The organism is Polaribacter litoreus, assembly GCF_054584775.1.
This window is the reverse complement of record NZ_JBTLRD010000009.1, coordinates 36,361-57,457: the sequence shown is the minus strand read 5'-3', so window position 1 is coordinate 57,457 and position 21,097 is coordinate 36,361. Positions and strand designations below refer to the sequence as shown.

The window sequence follows — 21,097 nt, the reverse complement described above, 5'->3', positions numbered from 1 at the left end:
TCTTTTGCTAAAAGAACATTTGTTTTATTGATTAACCTATTTGTGTAATTACTTTGTTGTAAATTATTAGTTATTTGTTTTAGCTGATAATTAATTTACGTAAATATTCTATAAATGATGTTTTTAAAAAGAATTGCAATTCTAACTTTAGTACTAAGTTTTTTCTCTTGTAAACAAGCAGAAAGTCAAAAAACAACCAAGCAGCCAAATATAATTTATATTATGGCAGACGATCATACCTCGCAAGCATTTGGTATTTATAATAGTCGTTTATCAAAATTAAATCCTACACCTACTTTAGATAAAATTGCAAAAGAAGGTATTATTTTCGATAACTGTTTTGTAAATAATTCTATTTGTACACCAAGTAGAGCCGCTATTTTAACTGGCCAACACTCACAAGCAAATGGAGTGCTAGATTTAGAAGGTAGCTTGCCAAAAGATCATCAATATTTACCAATAGAAATGAAGAAATTGGGTTATCAAACTGCTATGATTGGTAAATGGCATTTAAAAGAAGAGCCAAATTTCGATTATTACAGTGTGTTTACAAAACACGGGCAACAAGGTTCTTATTTTGATCCGTACATGACAGAAACTGGTATGAAATTCAAAAATGAGAAAGACCCAGAATATGAAGGTAAAATGTACAAAGGGCACAGTTCTGATATTGTGGCAGACATTACTTTAGATTGGTTAAAAAATAAGCGCGATAAAAACAAACCATTTGTGTTATTTCATCAATACAAAGCACCTCATGACGATTTTCAGTACGCACCAAGATATAAAGATTATTTAGCAGATACTTTTATTCCAGAACCAGAAAGTTTTTATGATAACAAAAACAATGGTTCAGAAGCTACAAGAGGTAAAAACGATTCTTTAATAAACGTAATTGGTTCTTCTTTATCAAAAAGAAATACCATTAGACATATGGGAATGCGTTTGTGGAGTGATAAGTTTATAAAGCGTAATAACCCAGATTTCGATTATAAACAAGCTGAAAAACTAGAAGGTAAAGAATATTTGAGTGCTACTTATCAAGAATATTTAAAAAGATATTTAAGATGTGTAAAAGGAGTTGATGATAATGTCGCAAGGTTAATCAAATACCTAAAAGAAGAAGGTTTGTACGACAATACAATTATTGTGTACACAGGAGACCAAGGATTTATGTTGGGAGAGCATGATTATATTGATAAAAGATGGATGTACGAAGAATCTTTACGCATGCCATTTTTTGTAAGATATCCAGAAAAAATTAAAGCAGGTACCAGAACTGATGCTATTATTAATAATACAGATTTTGCACCAACTTTAATAGAAATGGCAGGTGGTACACCTCCAGAAGAAATGCAAGGACATAGTTTTAAGCATATTTTAGAAACTGGCGAAGAACCAGAAGGTTGGCAACAATCTACCTATTACAGATATTGGATGCATATGGCTCATGCACATGGAAATCCTGCGCATTTTGGTATTAGAACTAAGAAATACAAGTTGATATTTTTCTACGGTAAATATTGGGTAGATACAGACAATCCAGATGCAGAATGGAACAAAAAGAGTTGGGGTAATCGATTTACTTTACACACACCAGCAGCTTGGGAGTTTTACGATCTAACCAAAGATCCTAAAGAAATGAACAATGCATACAATAATCCAGAGTACAAAGCCATTATTGCCAATTTAAAAGAACAATTAATTGCAAAACGTAAAGAATTAAACGAAGAAGATGGTGAGAAATATCCACATATTCAGAAAGTAATTGACGAACATTGGAATGATTAATAGTTAGAACTATAAAATTGAATAAAGCAGATTTTTAATTAAATCTGCTTTATTTTATGATTTTACTATTTTTTAAGTTTATTTTTTATTGTATCCAATTTTTTTTATTAAATTTACATACCACAACAGAACAGTATGGATAACAATTTTTATTTAAAAGTTAATCATCAAAGTGATATACCAAAATATCAACAAGTAGTAAATGCAATTAACGATGCAATTGCAGAAAATCTATTTGAAAAAGGTGATGCCATACCTTCAGTAAATAAAATTTGTACAACAGCTCAACTTTCTAGAGATACCGTTTTTAAAGCGTATTCTATGTTAAAAGAAAATGGAGTTATAGAATCTGTACCTAATAAAGGGTACTATGTGGCTAATGAAACTAAAAAAGTTTTGTTAGTACTAGATACTTTTAAGGCGTATAAAGAAGTGGTTTATCATTCTTTTGTAAAAAAAATATCAAAAAATATTATTGTCGATTTGCAATTTCATCATTATAATATCGATAATTTTAAAACAATTCTTAACAATTCTAAGGGTAAGTATTACAAGTATATCGTAATGCCTTTTAATCATAATGATGTTCCTGAAGTTATTTCTGATATTGATAATGATAAATTATTATTAATAGACTGGAGTGTGCATTCTAACAGTAAAAACAATTATGTTTTTCAAGATTTTGGCAAAGCATTTTTCGAAGCACTACAAGAGGCAACAGAAGCATTTAAAAAATATAAAGAGTTGGTTTTTTTGTATCCAACCTTTACGTATCATCCCATAGAAACTGTTCATTATTTTAAAGAATATTGTTCTAAACATAACTTTACATATAAAGTTGTAACAGATCCAAATACTTTTAAAGTTAAAAAACATACAGCGTATATAAGTACAAGCGATAGAATGTTGGGAACTTTTTTAGAACAAGCTAAAGAAAAAAATTACGAACCTGGTATAGATGTAGGCTTTCTCTCTTATAATGAAACGCCTATGAAAAAATTTATATACAAAGGTATTTCAGTTATTTCAACAGATTTTAAAGAATTAGGTACTAAAGCTGCAGAATTTGTTATGCAAGAAAAAAAGATGCAGCATTATGTACCAACAAAATTAACATTAAGAGAATCTTTATAATTATGTATTACATAGGTTACGATATTGGTAGTTCATCCATAAAAGTTGCATTGGTAGATGCAAAATCAGGCGCAAATATCATCACTAAAAACGAACCAGAAGTAGAAATGGAAATTCTAGCGGTTCAAAAAGACTGGGCAGAACAAGACCCAGAAATGTGGTGGAACTATATTTGTACAGCAACTCAAAAAGTTATTGCAGAATCTAAAATAGACGCTTCAACAATTGCAGGTATTGGTATTTCTTATCAAATGCATGGCTTGGTGGTGGTAGATAAACAGTTAAAAGCTTTAAGAAATTCTATCATTTGGTGCGATAGTAGAGCTGTAGAAATTGGCAACAAAGCGTTTACAGATTTAGAAGAAAAGTGTACCACAAATTTGTTGAACTCTCCTGGTAATTTTACAGCTTCTAAGTTAAAGTGGGTAAAAGATAATGAGCCAGAAATTTATCAGAAAATTTACAAATACATGTTGCCTGGAGATTTTATAGCAGCCAAATTATCAGGCAAAGTCTGTACCACAAAAAATAGTTTATCAGAAGGTATTCTTTGGGATTATAAAGAGAATAAAGTGGCAGATTGGTTGTTAGAATACTATGGAATTTCACCAGATTTAACACCAGAAGTTGTCGATAATTTCACAAATCAAGGAGAGGTTAGTAAACAAGCTTCAGAAAAAACAGGTTTGCCAGAAGGAATTCCTGTGGTGTACAGAGCAGGAGATCAAACGAACAATGCATTGTCTTTAAATGTTTTTAAACCAGGAGAAGTCGCTTCTACAGGAGGCACATCTGGTGTTATTTATGCAGTTACAGATCAATTAAAATCTAAAGAATCTATAAGAATCAACAATTTTGCACACATTAATGTTGCTGCAACAGATAAAAATGTAGGTAAATTATTGTGTATTAATGGTTCAGGAATTCAGTACAGATGGTTGCTGAATAATTTAGACGTAAGTTCTTACCAAGAAATGAATCAAAAAGCATCAGAAGTTGCTGTGGGTTCAGAAGGCGTTGTCATTTTACCATTTGGTAATGGCGCGGAAAGAATGCTAAACAATAGAAATATAGATGCACATATCATCAACCTAAATTTTAATATACATAACAAAGCGCATTTGTGCAGAGCAGCTCTAGAAGGTATAGCTTTTTCGTTTGTTTACGGAATGGAAATTCTAAAAAACGACAATGCTAAAATAGATGTAATTAGAGCAGGAAACGACAATTTATATCGTTCAGAAATATTTTCGAAAACAGTGGCTACATTAATTGGTCAAGAAATCGAAATTTACAATACAACAGGTGCAATTGGTGCAGCAAGAGCAGTGGGTTTACGCAATGGCGATTTTAAAACCTTTGGAGAAAACATCACCAAAAACGATCATGTTATGACATTTGAGCCCTTAAAAAACAAAGCGGTTTACGAAGAGGCTTATCAAAACTGGAAAACAGAATTAGAAATTAGATTGAACAAAAATTAAAAGGTTTTGGGCGTTACTTTATTCTGAAAGCGTTCAGAATTAAAGTCGGGCTTTACACTCCAATCTTTTTTTCGTTCCTCAAAAAAGGATTTCCATTTCAATCCCTAACGCAAGTAGAAAAATAAATATAATAAACAATAAAAAAGAATAAAATGGCAACTAAAGAGTATTTCAAAGGCATAGAAAAAATTAAATTCGAAGGCAAAGAATCAGACAATCCTTTAGCATTTAAATACTACAATCCAGATCAAGTTGTAGCAGGTAAAACAATGCGAGAGCACTTTAAATTTGCAATTGCATATTGGCACACCTTCTGTGGTCAAGGATCAGATCCTTTTGGTCCTGGAACACAAAATTTTGCTTGGGATCAATCATCAGATCCAGTACAAGCAGCAAAAGACAAAGCAGATGCTGCTTTCGAATTTATCACTAAAATGGGTTTTGATTATTTCTGTTTTCACGATTACGATTTAATTCAAGAAGGCGCAACATTTGCAGAATCAGAAAAAAGATTATCAACAATAACAGATTACATCAAAGAAAAACAAGCAGAAACAGGTATTAAATTACTTTGGGGTACAGCCAATTGTTTTTCAAATCCACGTTATATGAATGGTGCTTCTACAAATCCAGATTTTAATGTAGTTGCAAGAGCAGGAGGTCAAATTAAATTGGCAATGGATGCTACCATTAAATTAGGTGGAGAAAACTACGTTTTTTGGGGAGGTAGAGAAGGTTACATGTCTTTGTTAAACACAGATATGGGGCGTGAGCTAGATCATATGGGGCAGTTTTTAACCATGGCAAGAGATTATGCAAGAGCCCAAGGTTTTAAAGGAAACTTCTTTATAGAGCCAAAACCAATGGAGCCAATGAAACATCAATACGACTTTGATTCTGCAACAGCCATAGGGTTTTTAAATAAATATGGTTTACAAGACGATTTTAAAATTAATATCGAAGTAAATCACGCAACATTAGCACAACATACTTTTCAGCACGAATTAGAAGTTGCTGCAAATGCAGGCATGTTAGGTAGTTTAGATGCAAATCGTGGAGATTACCAAAATGGTTGGGATACAGATCAGTTTCCAAACAACATTCAAGAAACTACAGAAGCTATGTTGGTGTTCTTAAAAGCTGGTGGTTTACAAGGTGGAGGTGTTAATTTCGATGCAAAAATCAGAAGAAATTCTACAGATTTAGAAGATGTTTTTTACGCACACATTGGTGGTGCAGATACTTTTGCTAGAGCGCTTTTAATTGCAGATAAAATCATTACTTCATCACCTTACGACAAAATGAGAGAAGAACGTTATGCTTCTTTCGATTCTGGAAATGGAAAATCTTTTGAAGATGGAAAATTAAGCATGCAAGATTTATATAAAATTGCTCAAGAAAATGGAGAATTAACCTTACAAAGTGGTAAACAAGAATTATTTGAAAATATAATCAATCAATACATTTAAAAACAATCGGCCCAATTCAATTTTAAAATTGAATTGGGTTTTTTAACTAAAAACGAATTAACTAAAAACACTATTATGGAAAAAACAACAAACTCAGGTTATCTGCTAAAATTAACTTTGGTAGCCACTTTAGGAGGACTCCTCTTTGGTTATGATACTGGTGTAATCTCAGGAACAGTAGGTTCTTTAGAAAGTTTTTTTGTAAGCCCTAAAGGTTTATCAGAAGGTGCTGCAAATGCTTTTAAAGGGTTTTTAGTAGCTAGTGCTTTAATTGGTTGTATAATTGGTGGTGTTTTTGGTGGCCTTGTAAGTAAAAAATTAGGTAGAAAAAAAGGTTTAATTCTAGCTGCAATATTGTTTTTAATTTCTGCATTGGGTTCTGCAATGCCAGAAATGTTTCTTGCGCCAATTGGCGAATTAGATCATACATTTTCTACAGTATTTATCATTTACAGAATTTTGGGTGGTATTGGTGTTGGTTTAGCCTCTATGTTATCTCCTTTATATATTGCAGAAATTGCACCTGCAGACAGCAGAGGAAGGTTAGTTTCTTTTAATCAATTAGCTATTGTAGGTGGTTTTATGGTGGTTTATTTTGTAAACTATTTTATTTCTAAAAGTGGTGGTTCTGATGATTGGTTAAATGAAGTGGGTTGGAGATGGATGTTCGCTTCAGAAGTTATTCCTGCTGGTTTGTTTTTGGGACTCTTATTTTTTGTGCCAGATACTCCTCGTTCTCTAATGTTAAAAAATAAACCAGAAGAAGCTTTAGATGTTTTAATTAAAGTTAATGGAGAATCAGAAGGAAAACGAATTTTATCAGAAATTAAAAATTCTGTAACAGAAACTTCTGGTAAGCTATTATCTTATGGTTGGACTGTAATTGTTATTGGTATTCTGCTTTCTGTTTTTCAGCAATTTGTAGGTATAAATGTGGTATTGTATTATGCTCCAGAAATTTTTAAATCTATAGATCCTAACACAGATGGTGCATTATTATTAACCATTATTGTTGGTATTGTAAATTTCTTATTTACAATTATCGCTGTAAAAACTGTGGATAAAAAAGGTAGAAAACCATTAATGTTAATTGGTGCTTTTGGAATGGCAGTAGCTATGTTAGCACTTGGATTTGTGTTTTTCTCAGGGGCAACAGGTTATTTGGCTTTAGCATGTATGATGTTGTATGTAGCTAGTTTTGCCTTAAGTTGGGGGCCAGTTACTTGGGTGTTGTTGTCAGAAATTTTTCCGAATAAAATTAGAGGCAAAGCAATGGCAATAGCTGTAGCTGCACAATGGATTTCTAATTATTTGGTATCCTTAACTTTTCCGATGATGAACGATAACACACAACTTACAGAGCAATTCAATCACGGTTTTGCCTATTGGGTGTATGGTATTATGTCTTTATTAGCCATGTGGTTTGTATGGAAATATGTACCTGAAACCAAAGGAAAAACTCTAGAAGAAATGGAAAATATTTGGGATAAATAATATTTATTTCTTTAGAACTTTTGATTAATTAAGGCCTTTAAAAATATTTTAAAGGCCTTTTTTGTATCCTAAATCTGTATAAACTTGCTCTAAACACTAGCAATTTAGAACAAATGACTATTTGTTGTACAAATTAAAACATACGATTATTACTATTTATTAAAAATGAACCTAATTTGTATGAGTATAAAATTAATAAACCAAAGTTATAATGAGTAGGAAATTATCAGCACTAATTTTATTTGCAATTGTTGTTCTTGTTTCTTGTAAAACAGAAGAAAAAAAACCAGTTTATGAAGCAAATTGGGAATCTATAAAAAAACACTACAAAGATCCTGAATGGTTTAATCAAAAGAAATTCGGAATCTTTATTCATTGGGGTGCTTATGCTGTTCCTGCTTACGCTTCAGAATGGTATCCTAGAAATATGTATATGGATTCTGCTGTTTTTTCAGCCCAATTAAAACATCAAAAAGATGGGCCACATATGGCACATAAACACCATGTAAAAACTTATGGTAATCCTAAAGATTTTGGTTACAAAGATTTTATACCAATGTTTAAAGCAGAAAAGTTTCAACCAGAAGAATGGATTTCACTTTTCAAAAAAGCCGGAGCTAAATATGTAGTGCCAGTTGCAGATCATCATGATGGTTTTGCAATGTATAAATCGAATACAACTCGTTGGAATTCTTTTGATATGGGACCAAAAAGAGATGTTTTGGGTGAGTTAATGAAAGAAGGTAGAAAGCAAGGTTTAATAATGGGGGCTTCTTCACACTTTGCGTTTAACTGGTCTTTTTACAATAAAAAAGATCATTTTGATACTACAGATCCAGAATATGCAGATTTATATTCATCAAAAGGAAAAGATTTAAGAGAACCAGTTTCTGAAGCATTTAAAAAACGTTGGTGGTTAAGAACAAAAGATTTAATAGACAACTATCAACCAGATATTCTTTGGTTCGATTTTATGTTAGATACTCCAGAATTTAGAGAATACAGACCAAAATTGGCTGCTTATTACTATAACAAAGGTCTTGAGTGGGGCAAAGAAGTGGTTTTACAAGACAAAAACTTTTACGAACAAGCTTTTCCAGAAGGTACAGTTATTTATGATTTAGAAAGAGGAAAATTACCAGATATTCGTAAACTTCCTTGGCAAACAGATACTTCAATAGGTAAAAATTCATGGTCTCATGTTACCAATTGGAAATCTAAAACGGCAAATTCTTTGGTTGATGATTTAATTGATATTGTTTCTAAAAATGGTAATCTATTATTAAATGTGGGTCCAAAAGCAGACGGAACAATTCCTGAAGATCAAGCAGAAATTTTATTACAAATTGGGGCTTGGTTAGCTATTAATGGCGAAGCAATTTACGATACAAAATACTGGAGAACGTTTGGCGAAGGTCCTACAGAAGTGGGTACAGGTCATCATTCAGAAGGTGGTAATAAAGCATTTACGGGTCAAGATATGCGTTTTACGCAAAAAGATGGTAATATTTATGCAATTCTTATGGAGTGGCCAGAAAAAAATAATGTTACTATTTCATCAATAAAAGAAAGCGATAACATTAAAAATGTTACCATGCTTGGTAGTGACGAAAAATTAACTTGGAAACAAACTGACAAAGGGTTAACTGTACAAATGCCAAAAGTTAAAAAAGGAGATTTTGCCTTTACACTTAAGTTGTCTAAGTAATTCAATCTAAATAATTTAATAGTATTTAAACACAACAAATGAAATACATAGTTTGTGAAAAATCAGGAGAATTTATCTTAAAAGAAAAAGAGGCTCCTATAAGAAAAGAAAAAGAAGCTTTATTACAAATTAATAAGGTGGGAATTTGCGGAACAGACTTACATGCTTATGCTGGTAACCAAGCGTTTTTTACTTATCCAAGAATTTTAGGTCACGAATTGGCATCCGAAGTTTTAGAAATTGGAGAAAATGCAAGAGGTATAAAAGCTGGAGATAAAGTTGTTGTAATGCCATATGTAAGTTGTGGAAAGTGTATTGCTTGTAGAAATGGAAAAACAAACTGTTGTACAAATATTACAGTTTTAGGTGTACATGGAGATGGAGGAATGCAGCAACAAATTACAGTACCTGCTGATATTTTATTACCCGCAAATAATTTGTCTGATAATGAAATGGCAATTGTAGAACCTTTGGCAATTGGTGCACATGCAGTTCGTAGAGCAGCAATTCAAAAAGATGAAATTGTAGCAGTTGTGGGTGCAGGTCCTATAGGAATTGGAATTATGAAACTAGCGCAAATTGCTGGTGCAAAAGTAATTGCGATTGATATGAATGAAGATCGTTTGCAATATGCCAAAGAAAAAATTGGTGTAGATTATATTGTTAAGGCAGGTGCAGATGCTGTAGAAGAAGTTTCAAAAATTACCAATGGCGATTTATGTACGGCTGTTTTTGATGCTTCTGGAAATAAATATGCTTTAGAAGCTTGTCCTGATTATATGTCTCATGGAGGTCGTTTTGTTTTAGTAGGATTATCGAAAGGAGAGTTGACTTATACGCACCCAAAAGTACATGCAAAAGAAATGACATTAATGTGCAGTAGAAACGCTACAACAGAAGATTTTGAACATGTAATTAGTGTCTTAAATCAATTTCCAACAGAATCTTTTATTACACATTCTGTGGATTTTACAGAAATGATAGAAAATTTTGATAGTTGGTTAGATCCAAAAACGGGTGTCATCAAAGCCACAGTTAGTTTTAATTAAAAAGAAGAACAAAAATGTCTAAAGACTACGTTCAAATAGATGTAAGAGACAATATTATTGTAGCTATTAATCCTTTAGAAAAAGGAAGAGTAACACATATAGCTGGTAAAGAAGTTGTTTTAAAAGAAAACATCAAACAAAAACACAAATTTTCATTAAACAATTTTTCTATTGGTGATGAAATTTTCATGTACGGTGTTTTAATTGGTAAAGCTGTTCAAGAAATTCCTGAAGGATGTGCCATTACAATTGATAATGTTAAACACGCATCAGCAGAATTTAACGATTCTCAAGAAAAATTTACTTGGTCTGCGCCTGATGTTTCTAATTTTAAAGACAGAACTTTTAACGGTTTTCATAGAGAAGATGGTAAAGTAGGTACTGCAAATTACTGGCTAGTAATTCCTTTAACATTCTGTGAAAATAGAAATGTGGATGTTTTAGAAGGTGCGTTATCAGAAAAATTAGGCTACGAAACTAAGAAAGATTTTGCAGTTGATACTGATGCATTGATTCAACAATACAAATCAGGAGCTTCATCAGAAGAAATCCGAAACACACCAATTATTACCACTAAAGAAGAAATGTCTAAAAACAGAGTTTTCCCAAATGTAGACGGAATTAAATTCTTAAAACACGATGGTGGTTGTGGAGGTACACGTGAAGACTCCCAAATGTTGTGTCAATTATTGGCAGGTTATATTACAAATCCGAATGTTGCAGGAGCTACAGTTTTTAGCTTAGGATGCCAAAATGCACAAATTGAAATGCTGCAAGCTGCTATAGATGCGATTGCACCTGATAATAAAAAACCTGTTCATTATTTAGAACAACAAAGAAGTGTAAGCGAAAGACATTTAATTGAAGAAGCTGTAAAACATACCTTTTTAGGGTTGATGGAAGCCAACAAATTAGAACGAAAACCAGCACCTTTAAGCAAGCTAACTTTAGGTTTAGAATGTGGAGGTTCTGATGGTTTTTCAGGTATTTCTGCAAATCCGGCTTTGGGGTATGCATCAGATTTATTGGTTGGTTTAGGTGGTAGCCCAGTTTTGGCTGAGTTTCCAGAATTAAATGGTGTAGAGCAAGAGCTCATCAACAGATGTGAAACAGAAGAAGATTCTAAAAAATTCTACGGATTAATGAGAGCGTATTCTGCAGCAGCAGTTGCTGTAGGTTCTGGATTTGAAAATAATCCATCACCAGGAAACATTAAAGATGGTTTAATTACAGATGCAATGAAATCTGCTGGAGCTGCTAAAAAAGGAGGAACATCTCCAGTTGTGAAGGTTTTAGATTATACAGAACAAGTTACAAAGCCAGGTTTAAACTTATTGTGTACACCAGGAAATGATGTGGAATCTACAACAGGTTTAGTAGGTTCTGGTTGTAATGTGGTTGTGTTTACTACAGGTCTTGGAACACCAACAGGAAATCCGGTTGCACCAGTTTTAAAAATGTCGAGCAACACCAATTTATACGAACGTATGAATGATATCATAGATATCAATGCAGGAACTGTAATTACTGGCGAAGACACTATAGAAACTATGGGCGAAAAGATTTTAGATCACATTATTAGAGTGGCAAGTGGAGAAACACCATCCAAAGCAGTTTTACACGGAAATAACGATTTTATTCCTTGGAAAAGAGGAGTTTCATTATAAGTAAAAATAAGACCTTTCAGGTTTTTAAAACATGAAAGGTCTTAAAAAATAAACAAAAAAAGAGACCTACAAGGTTCTAAAAACCGTGCAGGATAAAAGCAAAAAAAATGCAAGAATTAAACAGAAAAACAGCAAACGCAAACACCTATACAGAAAGAATTGTACAATTTGGAGAAGGTAATTTTTTAAGAGCCTTTGCCAATTGGATGATTCACGAAATGAACAAACAAGCTAATTTTGATGCTGGAGTTGTAGCGATTCAACCTATTAAACAGGGTTTAATAAAAATGTTGAACGATCAAGATGGATTGTACACTTTGTATTTAAACGGAATTAAAAATGGTGAAGCCATTAGCGAACATCAAATTGTAGATTGTATTCAAAGAGGAATTAATCCTTATGAAAACAATGCAGATTATTTGGCAATTGCAGAAAATCCTGATTTGCGTTTTATGATTTCAAATACCACAGAAGCTGGTATTGCATACAATGCAGATGATAAATTATTTGATGCTCCACAAAGTAGTTTTCCTGGAAAATTAACCGCTTTATTATACAAAAGATTCCAAATTTTTGGAGGTGCTTCAGACAAAGGCTTAATTTTAATTCCTTGTGAATTGATTGATAAAAATGGTGAAAACCTAAAGAAAATCATTTTACAATATGCATCAGATTGGAATTTAGGTGATGATTTTGTTGAATGGATAAACGAAGATAATATTTTCTGTAATACTTTGGTAGATAGAATTGTACCTGGATATCCTAGAGATAAAATGGATGCAATTACCAAAGAATTGGGGTATAAAGACAATTTGGTTGTAGAAGGAGAGCAATTCCATTTATGGGTAATTGAAGGACCATCAACAGTAAAAGAAGAAATTCCTGCAGAGGTATGTGGATTGAATATCGTTTTTACAGATAATCAAGAACCTTACAGAACTCGTAAAGTAAGAATTTTAAACGGTGCTCACACAAGTTTAGTGCCTGTTGGATATTTATATGGTATAGATAAAGTTCGTGAATCTTTAGAAGACGAAGTTGTAGGTGGTTTCTTAAAAGATGCTATTTTCGAAGAAATTTGTCCAACTTTAGATTTACCAGAAGCAGAGTTAAGTCAGTTTGCAAATGATGTGTTAGATCGTTTTAGAAACCCTTATTTAGAGCACGCTTTAATTAGCATTTCTTTAAACTCAACATCAAAATTCAAAACAAGAGTATTACCATCAGTTTTAGAATATATCAAAAGAAAAGATGCATTACCAAATCGTTTGTTATTCTCTTTGGCATCGTTAATTGCTTTTTATAAAGGCGATAGAAATGGCACAGCAATTCCGTTAAAAGACGATCAATCTGCATTAGATTTCTTCGCAAATCAATGGGCAACAAATGATATATCAGCCATTGTAAAAGCGACTTTATCAAATAGTGATTTTTGGGGTGTAGATTTAACTTCTTACGAAGGATTACAAGCAGTTGTAGAAAAACACTTGACTGCAATTACAGAAAAAGGAATGCAAACAGCTTTAAAAGAATTATAAGAAATTATGATTATAGATTCACATCAACATTTTTGGCAATACGAACCTGTAAAACACAGTTGGATTAATGATGAAATGGCTGTAATTCGCCGTGATTTTTTACCATCAGATTTACAAAAAGTTTATCAAGAAAATGGTGTTGACGGCTGTGTGGCTGTACAAGCAGATCAAACTTTAGCAGAAACCGATTTTTTAATTGATTTAGCTTCAAAAAACGATTTTATAAAAGGAATTGTGGGTTGGGTAGATTTACGAAGTGATGCTGTTGAAGCTGATTTAGAAAAGTATAGTCATCACCAAAAAGTAAAAGGTTTTAGGCACGTTGTGCAAGGAGAAGCAGATCATAATTTTTTATTACGACCTAATTTTTTAAACGGAATTTCGGCTCTAGAAAAACACAATTTCACCTACGATATTTTGATTTTTCCACATCAATTGGGGGCAACTTTAGAGTTTGTTAAAAAGTTTCCAAACATCAAATTTGTAATCGATCATATTGCAAAACCGTATATAAAAGACGGTTTTTTTGATGGTTGGGCAAATCAAATGAAAGCAATTGCCAAGCATAAAAACGTGTGCTGTAAAGTATCAGGAATGATTACAGAAGCCGATTATAAAACTTGGACACAGGCACAATTACATCCTTATTTAGATTTAGTTTTTAATACTTTTGGTGCAAACAGAATTTTATTTGGTTCTGATTGGCCTGTATGTTTGGTAGCTGGTAATTATCAACAAGTAAAAAATATAGTAACCAATTATATTGCTAATTTTTCTGCGGATGAAAAAGCAAATATTATGGGTTTAAATGCAATTAAATTTTACAATTTATAAAAATGAAAACAAAACCAACTTACATTTCAGGAAACTATAAAAAGAATGCGTTTTTTAACAATGATAGCAGATTAGTTTTAGGCTGTTCTGGTTTAGGAGGAGTTTGGAGACCAATTGAAGAAAAAACAGCAATTGGCATATTATTGCACGCTTTAGAAAATGGTGTTAGCGTTTTAGACACTGCACCTTCTTATAATAAATCTCAAGAATTTGTTGGTAAAGCCTTAAAGCTTTGGACAGGAAAAAAGCCTTTTATAAGCACAAAAGTAGGTCGTTTAAAAGCAGACAAAGCAGAAGATACTATTGTTGATTATTCGCCTGAAACAATGCGTAAAAGCGTGTATGAAAGTTTAGAAGTAATTGGGGTAGATAGTATAGATTTGTTGTTTTTGCATGAGCCACATTTGGTTCCTGTAGAAAAAATAGATGAAATAATGGACTGTTTACAATCCTTTAAAAAAGAAGGAATTGTAAAGGCTTTAGGAGTTGGAGGTAATCCAATTGATCGTTTTTATCCTCATATGATCAAAGAAAATTTTGATGTTGTTTCAGGATTTTTAAAGTTAGATGCTTGTAATTTAACGGGTTTCAACAAAGATCTTCCTCAAATCGAAAAAGAGAATATGGCATATTATGCAGCTTCTGCATTGCATATGGGTTTGTTGGGCAGTAGATTAGAACAGTACAATACTGAAAGACCAAATAATGAATGGATTTCTAATGCTGATGTAGATGTAGCTTTAGAAGTAAACAAAATTGCTAAAAAACACAATATTCCTTTATCAAGATTGGCTTTAAGATATGTGTTTTCAATATTAGAAGCAGATAGAGTAGTTGTGGGACCCACAAAAATGGAGCAACTCAAAGATGTTTTAAATGCTTGGGAAGAAGGGAAGTTATCAGAAGATATTTTTAATGAAATTACCAAGACAATAACAACTCTAAGATAAAATAATTATGAATCAACTTAAAAAAATACCCGTAGTAAAAAAGGAATTGTTATTTCCGTTTATCATGATAACATCGCTATTTGCTTTATGGGGAATTGCCAACGATTTAACAAATCCGATGGTTTCTGCATTTAAAAAGGTAATGCCAGAGTTGTCTAATATGCAAGCTTCTTTAGTGCAGTTTGCATTTTATTTTGGATATTTCTTTATGGCTTTGCCAGCAGCTTTGTTTATCAGAAAATACAGTTATAAATCGGGTATTATTTTAGGATTGTGTTTGTATGCCATTGGTGCATTTTTATTTTATCCTGCAGCAGCAAACGAAACATTTACTTTCTTTTTAATTTCTTTATGGGTAATTACTTGCGGATTGGCTTTTTTAGAAACCACATCAAATCCGTTAATTTTAGCTTTAGGTGATAAAGAAACAGCAACACAACGTTTAAATTTAGCACAAGCCTTTAATCCCATTGGTTCTTTAACAGGAATGATAATTGCTCAGGTTTTTGTAATTAGCGCTTTACGTTCAGATGATTATACAACAGAAGCTTATAATGCACTTTCTGCAACAGAATTAGCAGCAGTTAGAGAAAATGATTTAGGGATTATTAGTGTACCTTATATTGGTTTAGGTATTTTAGTTTTGGTAATTATGACCATCATTATTTTTACCAAAATGCCAAAAACAGCAGAAGAAGATAAAATGTCGCTTTCAGAATCTTTTAAAAAATTATTTAGTAACCGCAATTATAAATTTGGAGTTGTTGCACAAGCTTTTTATGTAGGTGCACAAATTATGTGTTGGACCTATATTTTTCAGTATGTTGATAATATCAACGAAACTTTTGGAATGGAATTAACAGCTACTTATTTTAATGTGGCTGCAATGATTTCATTTTTAATTGGTAGATGGATTGGAACTGCTTTAATGAGAACCATTAATCCATCTAAAATGTTAATGTTATTTGGTTTAGGAGGCGTAATTTGTTGTGCAGGTGCAATTTTATTATCAGGTATGCCTGGTTTAATTTCTTTGGTTGCAGTTTCTATTTTTATGTCTATCATGTTTCCAACCATTTATGGAATTGCGCTTAAAGATATGGGTGATGAAGCTAAAATAGGTTCAGCTGGTTTGGTAATGGCAATTGTAGGTGGTGCTTTAATGCCAGTTTTACAAGGTGGAATTTTAGATTGGGGAGGTTCTGGTTTTGCTGATGTAAAAATTTTAGGATTCATTCCAGAAGTCAATTTCTCATTCATTTTACCTTTATTCTGTTTGGCTGTTGTTGCTTCCTACGGATATTCAACATATAAAAAATCAAAAGTTTAATACATCATTAATGTTAGTTCGAGTAATTTTCGAGTTTATGATAAAATTGTATCGAGAACTTTTCTAAATGCTGATTGACAACATCTAAAAGTAAAAAAAAATGGACACAACAAAAAGATACTGTTATTCGTGCGATTTAAAAGACGATGCTAAATAGTTTAATTGATTTAATTTTTCCTATTATTAGAAGCACTTGTAATAAGTTAAAAACAGTCATAATTTTTTTTATTCAAATATCTTATGTATTTTTGGTTTACCAATTTGGTTTACCAATTTTAATTTCATGAAAAACATCCATCTATATAAAGTATTTATCCTCATATTTTTATTGTATTTCAAGAGTGCTCATAGTCAGCAAAAAATAGCAAGTTCAATTGATGAGTACAACAAATTAATAAATGAAGCTAAAGCTGGTGATATTATTACTCTTAAAAATGGCGTGTGGAAAGATGTAAAAATAAATGCTTACGGAAAAGGTAAGGAAGACAACCCAATAATTGTAAAAGCAGAAACTGCTGGTGAGGTAATTATTTCGGGTAATTCTACACTAAATATTTATGGAGAGCATATTATTGTTAGTGGTTTGTGGTTTAAAGATGGTAATTCTAACTATAAATCAGTAGTGCAATTCCGTAAAGATTCAAAAAGATTTGCTAACCATTGCAGGTTTACCAATTCAACCATATCATATTACAAAGTGGCTGATGGTATTAAAGATCATTGGGTAGATATTTGGGGCAAAAATAACAGAGTAGATCATAATAATTTTACAGGAAAAACCAGTCCAGGAACCACACTTGTAGTTTGGTTAAAAGGTGATGAACATATAGAAAATAATCATAGAATAGATAATAATTTATTTGGTGCAAGACCAGAATTAGGTACTAATGGTGGCGAAACCATTAGAATAGGTACAAGTGCTAATTCTATGAAATCTTCCAAAACTTTGGTGGAAAGAAATGTGTTTGCCAATTGCGATGGTGAAATAGAAATCATCTCTAACAAATCTGGCGATAATATTTTTAGAGACAATTTATTTGTTGGTAGTCAAGGTTGCTTAACATTAAGACATGGTAATAATGCATTGGTAGAAAGAAACGTGTTTTTAGGTAATGGTGTTTCTAAAACTGGGGGAATTCGAGTAATTAATGCTGGTCATATCATTAGAAATAACTTAATGATTGGTTTATTGGGTGATGGTTATAGAGGGGCTATTGTGACAATGAATGGAGTGCCAAACTCACCTTTAAATAGATATCATCAAGTAAAAAACGTTGATATTCAGAATAATACCATTATAGATTCAGGGCCTATTTCATTTGGTGAAGGTAAAGATGACGAAAAGTCTTTAGCACCCGAAAATGTGAATTTTGCAAATAATATAGTATTCAATACAAAATCAGATAAAAATGTACTTTTTGTAGATGAAGCTGCTAAAATTAACTTTAGTAGTAATTATATTGATGCTAGTACGCCTGTAAAAGGTTTTACAACTACAAAACTAAATTGGAAACAATTAAAAGGTTTCCCTATTCCAACCAATCAAAATCCAGATTTATTACAAGTTTCTAAAAATACAAAAAGTCCTAAAAACGATATTACAAAAACAGTAAGACAAACTTTTAATGCAGGTGCATTTAATTTAAACGCTAACAAATTACCAAAAGCCTTAAGTTTAAGAGCTGGCCCAGGTTGGAAACCTAATATTGTAGCACCAATACTAAAACCTAAAGATATTACAGTAGATCCAGGTGTAGAAACTTTAAGAAAAGCTGTAAGTAATGCAGCTTCAGGCTCTAAACTAATTTTGAAAACAGGAGAATATATCTTAGAAAAGAAAATAACAATCACCAAAAACATCACTATTATTGGTGATAAAGATGGCGCATCTATCATTAGCGTTAAAAAAGATATTGAAAAGCCATTAACCTATTTTTTTAGAATGGCAGAAGGTGCAAAAATGTTATTAAGCAATGTAATTATTGATGCTGAAGATTCTGATACAAAGTACGCTATAGTATCACCAGACAAACAAGAAAGTGGTTTGTATGATGTATTTGTAGACAATGTAACATTTGTCAATTTTAAAAACACAAATGGAGGTTCTATTTTTAAGGCCTACAATGGCACTAAGGCAGATACCTTAAGTTTTATCAATTCTAGATTTCAAGATAGTTACAGAGGTTTAAACCTGTCTTATGATAAAGATATTATGGGTTTCTATAATGCAAATACAATTATTTTAGAAAATTCAGTATTTAAAAATATTGATGAATTTGCTGTGAATTATATAAGAACAACACCAACTGTAAATTTACCAGGAGGTAAATTGGTTGTAAAAAATTGTGTTTTTAGCAACGTACACAATCAAGAAAAAGGAAAAGTATTAAAAGTAAATGGTATTCAAGTTGTTGAAATTTCAAACACTGTTTTTGATGATAGTTACAAAATAAAATCTCCTGTAGATTTAAAAGGGAATTATAGTTTTATAAAAAACTGTGTAATTCATAGAAGCGGATTTGTAAAAGTTTCGCAAGGTGCCGTAAAAGAAAATGTTTTATATAAAAACCCAAAATGGCAAGATGACGAGTTGTTTACGCCAAGCGAAAAATCACCTTTATTGAAAGCAAAAAATAAAGTAGCCAGAATAGGTTTAAAACAAGAATAATGAAACAGAAATCTATATTTTATGCGCTATTGTTATGTTCTGTCATAATGCAAGCTCAAGTTGTTTTAGAGGCTGATGGCCCAGGTAATACGTATGAGCTTATTAATGCTACATTTGCAAACCCTGGCAGAGATATCGTGGAATCTCCAGATTGTAATCATAACGATTTTGGCAGGCACATAGATGAGGTTTTTGATAACGAACTCAATAAAAACGTATTCCGCTTTTATATTCATGTTACCCCAGATAATGATCGTTGTAAAAAGTTTGATAGACAACGAAATGAAATAAAATCTTTTGACGACTCTCCAGAAAATCTAAAAGGGAATATTGGAGAAAATGTAGTATACAAATGGAAGTTTAAATTGAGTGATACTTTTAAACCCTCTACCGGCTTTACACACATTCATCAAATAAAATCTGTGGGAGGTTCTTATGCATCCATCCCAATGATTACCTTAACATTACGAAAATCAAATCCAGATCGATTAGAGTTAAGATACACACCCACAAATGATCAAAATACATTAAAAACATTAAATTTAGAGGCATTAAGAGGAACTTGGGTTTCTGTAAAAGAAACTGTAAAATTTGGTGATGCTGGAAGCTATGCAATAGAAATTAGAAAAACGCTAACTAATGAAATTATATTTAGTTACACAAACACATCAATAGATATGTGGCAAGATGGTGCAGATTTTACAAGACCAAAATGGGGCATTTACAGAAGTTTAAACAATCCGCAGAATTTACAAGACGAAATTGTAAAATATGCAGATTTTAGTGTTGAAGAAATTGCGAATTCACTTTCTATTGATGATTTAAAAAAACAAGCAGAAAGAATTGTATTATTTCCAAATCCATCATCCAAAGAAATAGAATTTAAAAATATCGGATCACTAAATTATAATACCATTGAACTGTTGGATTTTTCTGGCCGACAAATAAATATAGATAACAAATTTCAAAACGATAAACTAGATGTATCAGATTTTTCTAAAGGATTATATTTTATAGTTTTTAAGAAAGATACTGTAAAATTAAAAGTATTGAAATGTTATATCAAATGATAAGTTTTAAAAAAATACTTTGGTTTGTATTTGGTGTTGTGGTGCTATGTGCTTGTTCATCAGAAGAAACAACAGAAGAGCCAGAAATAATTGAGGTTATTGAAGAAAATAATTTTGATGATTATGCACAAATTGATTTTACCAATTGGAAAGTTACTTTACCTGTAGATGCAAATAATAACGGAAGTCCAGATGAATACCAACCTGCTGATTTGGTAAATGGAGGTTACAGAACATTAGAAGCTGTAAAACCTTATATGTATGATGACCAAACAGACAAATCTATTGTATTTTATACCTTTCCAAGACAATCTACAGCAAATAGTAGTTATTCAAGAACCGAATTAAGAGAACTAATTCTACCCTCAAACTCTCGCGTAAATTGGTCTTTAGATACAGGTGGAGCAATGGTTGGGAGACTAAAAATGTTAGACATTTCTAAAGATAACATCAGTAGTAGAGAATATCACAGAACTATTGTAATGCAAATTCATGGTATTTTATCTATTGCAGACGTTGCAAAACTAAATGCTTCTTCTAACAATGGGCCACCTTTAATAAAAATATATTGGGAAGATGGGTATATCTGGGCGTTTAAAAAATCTTTAGTTGATATTACCACTTCTGGCGATGATTTATTAGATACCTCAAGAGACACCTGGGTAGACGAAAAAACAAATATGGGTTATGTAGGTTTTGATGCTTTCGATTTTAGAATTACAGCTTCTACAGGAAAATTAGAATTACAGTTAAATAACGATACACCCGTAATTTATCAAGATATTAGCATGGCAAAATGGCCATTCGAAAATTATTTTAAAGCTGGTAATTATCTAAATACAACAGACGCTGGCTCATTTGCTAGAGTAAAATACTACAGTTTGTCTGTAACACATTAATACTATTTATGT

Annotated in this window: 15 protein-coding genes; all 15 read left to right on the top strand. The window is 31.9% G+C overall.

Annotated elements, in window-relative coordinates; genetic code table 11:
* The first annotated feature begins 114 nt into the window (after positions 1–114).
* Positions 115–1,791 (top strand): sulfatase family protein, encoded by a 1,677-nt coding sequence (locus tag ACW9UN_RS09490; RefSeq protein WP_459486030.1) that lies wholly within the window; start codon positions 115–117, stop codon positions 1,789–1,791.
* 135 nt (positions 1,792–1,926) lie between these two features.
* Positions 1,927–2,925 carry a GntR family transcriptional regulator gene (locus ACW9UN_RS09485; RefSeq protein WP_459486029.1) on the top strand — a complete coding sequence of 333 codons (999 nt, stop codon included), beginning with the start codon at positions 1,927–1,929 and terminating at the stop codon, positions 2,923–2,925.
* Positions 2,926–2,927: 2 nt separating this feature from the next.
* A complete protein-coding gene (locus ACW9UN_RS09480) occupies positions 2,928–4,409 on the top strand; it encodes a xylulokinase (protein ID WP_459486028.1) in 1,482 nt (493 codons plus the stop codon).
* Positions 4,410–4,561: 152 nt separating this feature from the next.
* Positions 4,562–5,878 (top strand): xylose isomerase, encoded by a 1,317-nt coding sequence (xylA, locus tag ACW9UN_RS09475; RefSeq protein WP_459486027.1) that lies wholly within the window; start codon positions 4,562–4,564, stop codon positions 5,876–5,878.
* 33 nt (positions 5,879–5,911) lie between these two features.
* Positions 5,912–7,372 carry a D-xylose transporter XylE gene (gene xylE, locus ACW9UN_RS09470; protein WP_459486026.1) on the top strand — a complete coding sequence of 487 codons (1,461 nt, stop codon included), beginning with the start codon at positions 5,912–5,914 and terminating at the stop codon, positions 7,370–7,372.
* Between the two features lie 211 nt (positions 7,373–7,583).
* Positions 7,584–9,080: an alpha-L-fucosidase gene (locus tag ACW9UN_RS09465; RefSeq protein WP_459486025.1), complete on the top strand. Its 1,497-nt coding sequence runs from the start codon at positions 7,584–7,586 to the stop codon at positions 9,078–9,080.
* Between the two features lie 38 nt (positions 9,081–9,118).
* Positions 9,119–10,129, top strand: coding sequence for a zinc-binding alcohol dehydrogenase family protein (locus ACW9UN_RS09460; protein WP_459486024.1), 1,011 nt, complete (start codon positions 9,119–9,121; stop codon positions 10,127–10,129).
* Positions 10,130–10,143: 14 nt separating this feature from the next.
* The gene (locus ACW9UN_RS09455) at positions 10,144–11,796 is read left to right on the top strand and encodes a UxaA family hydrolase (RefSeq protein WP_459486023.1); all 1,653 of its coding nucleotides are present in this window, start codon (positions 10,144–10,146) and stop codon (positions 11,794–11,796) included.
* Between the two features lie 107 nt (positions 11,797–11,903).
* On the top strand, positions 11,904–13,334 hold the full coding sequence (locus ACW9UN_RS09450; protein ID WP_459486022.1) for a tagaturonate reductase: 1,431 nt from the start codon (positions 11,904–11,906) through the stop codon (positions 13,332–13,334).
* A gap of 6 nt (positions 13,335–13,340) precedes the next feature.
* Positions 13,341–14,168, top strand: coding sequence for an amidohydrolase family protein (locus ACW9UN_RS09445; protein ID WP_459486021.1), 828 nt, complete (start codon positions 13,341–13,343; stop codon positions 14,166–14,168).
* A gap of 2 nt (positions 14,169–14,170) precedes the next feature.
* Positions 14,171–15,118, top strand: a complete 948-nt coding sequence (locus tag ACW9UN_RS09440; protein WP_459486020.1) for an aldo/keto reductase — start codon at positions 14,171–14,173, stop codon at positions 15,116–15,118.
* A gap of 7 nt (positions 15,119–15,125) precedes the next feature.
* Positions 15,126–16,448 (top strand): L-fucose:H+ symporter permease, encoded by a 1,323-nt coding sequence (fucP, locus tag ACW9UN_RS09435; protein WP_459486019.1) that lies wholly within the window; start codon positions 15,126–15,128, stop codon positions 16,446–16,448.
* A gap of 283 nt (positions 16,449–16,731) precedes the next feature.
* Positions 16,732–19,116, top strand: a complete 2,385-nt coding sequence (locus ACW9UN_RS09430) for a polysaccharide lyase 6 family protein (protein ID WP_459486018.1) — start codon at positions 16,732–16,734, stop codon at positions 19,114–19,116.
* Positions 19,116–20,186: a T9SS type A sorting domain-containing protein gene (locus tag ACW9UN_RS09425; RefSeq protein WP_459486017.1), complete on the top strand. Its 1,071-nt coding sequence runs from the start codon at positions 19,116–19,118 to the stop codon at positions 20,184–20,186. The genes ACW9UN_RS09430 and ACW9UN_RS09425 overlap by 1 nt, the downstream gene beginning before the upstream one ends.
* On the top strand, positions 20,183–21,085 hold the full coding sequence (locus tag ACW9UN_RS09420; protein ID WP_459486016.1) for a polysaccharide lyase family 7 protein: 903 nt from the start codon (positions 20,183–20,185) through the stop codon (positions 21,083–21,085). The genes ACW9UN_RS09425 and ACW9UN_RS09420 overlap by 4 nt, the downstream gene beginning before the upstream one ends.
* The last annotated feature ends 12 nt before the right edge of the window (positions 21,086–21,097 follow it).

What these genes read in the sequence shown, in the direction of transcription:
- xylA (WP_459486027.1), top strand. Translation starts at nt 4,562, where the DNA reads ATGGCAACTAAAGAGTATTTCAAAGGCATAGAAAAAATTAAATTCGAA.
- fucP (WP_459486019.1), top strand. Translation starts at nt 15,126, where the DNA reads ATGAATCAACTTAAAAAAATACCCGTAGTAAAAAAGGAATTGTTATTT.
- ACW9UN_RS09420 (WP_459486016.1), top strand. Translation starts at nt 20,183, where the DNA reads ATGATAAGTTTTAAAAAAATACTTTGGTTTGTATTTGGTGTTGTGGTG.
- ACW9UN_RS09480 (WP_459486028.1), top strand. Translation starts at nt 2,928, where the DNA reads ATGTATTACATAGGTTACGATATTGGTAGTTCATCCATAAAAGTTGCA.
- ACW9UN_RS09490 (WP_459486030.1), top strand. Translation starts at nt 115, where the DNA reads ATGATGTTTTTAAAAAGAATTGCAATTCTAACTTTAGTACTAAGTTTT.
- ACW9UN_RS09485 (WP_459486029.1), top strand. Translation starts at nt 1,927, where the DNA reads ATGGATAACAATTTTTATTTAAAAGTTAATCATCAAAGTGATATACCA.
- ACW9UN_RS09425 (WP_459486017.1), top strand. Translation starts at nt 19,116, where the DNA reads ATGAAACAGAAATCTATATTTTATGCGCTATTGTTATGTTCTGTCATA.
- ACW9UN_RS09460 (WP_459486024.1), top strand. Translation starts at nt 9,119, where the DNA reads ATGAAATACATAGTTTGTGAAAAATCAGGAGAATTTATCTTAAAAGAA.
- ACW9UN_RS09450 (WP_459486022.1), top strand. Translation starts at nt 11,904, where the DNA reads ATGCAAGAATTAAACAGAAAAACAGCAAACGCAAACACCTATACAGAA.
- ACW9UN_RS09440 (WP_459486020.1), top strand. Translation starts at nt 14,171, where the DNA reads ATGAAAACAAAACCAACTTACATTTCAGGAAACTATAAAAAGAATGCG.
- ACW9UN_RS09445 (WP_459486021.1), top strand. Translation starts at nt 13,341, where the DNA reads ATGATTATAGATTCACATCAACATTTTTGGCAATACGAACCTGTAAAA.
- ACW9UN_RS09465 (WP_459486025.1), top strand. Translation starts at nt 7,584, where the DNA reads ATGAGTAGGAAATTATCAGCACTAATTTTATTTGCAATTGTTGTTCTT.
- ACW9UN_RS09455 (WP_459486023.1), top strand. Translation starts at nt 10,144, where the DNA reads ATGTCTAAAGACTACGTTCAAATAGATGTAAGAGACAATATTATTGTA.
- ACW9UN_RS09430 (WP_459486018.1), top strand. Translation starts at nt 16,732, where the DNA reads ATGAAAAACATCCATCTATATAAAGTATTTATCCTCATATTTTTATTG.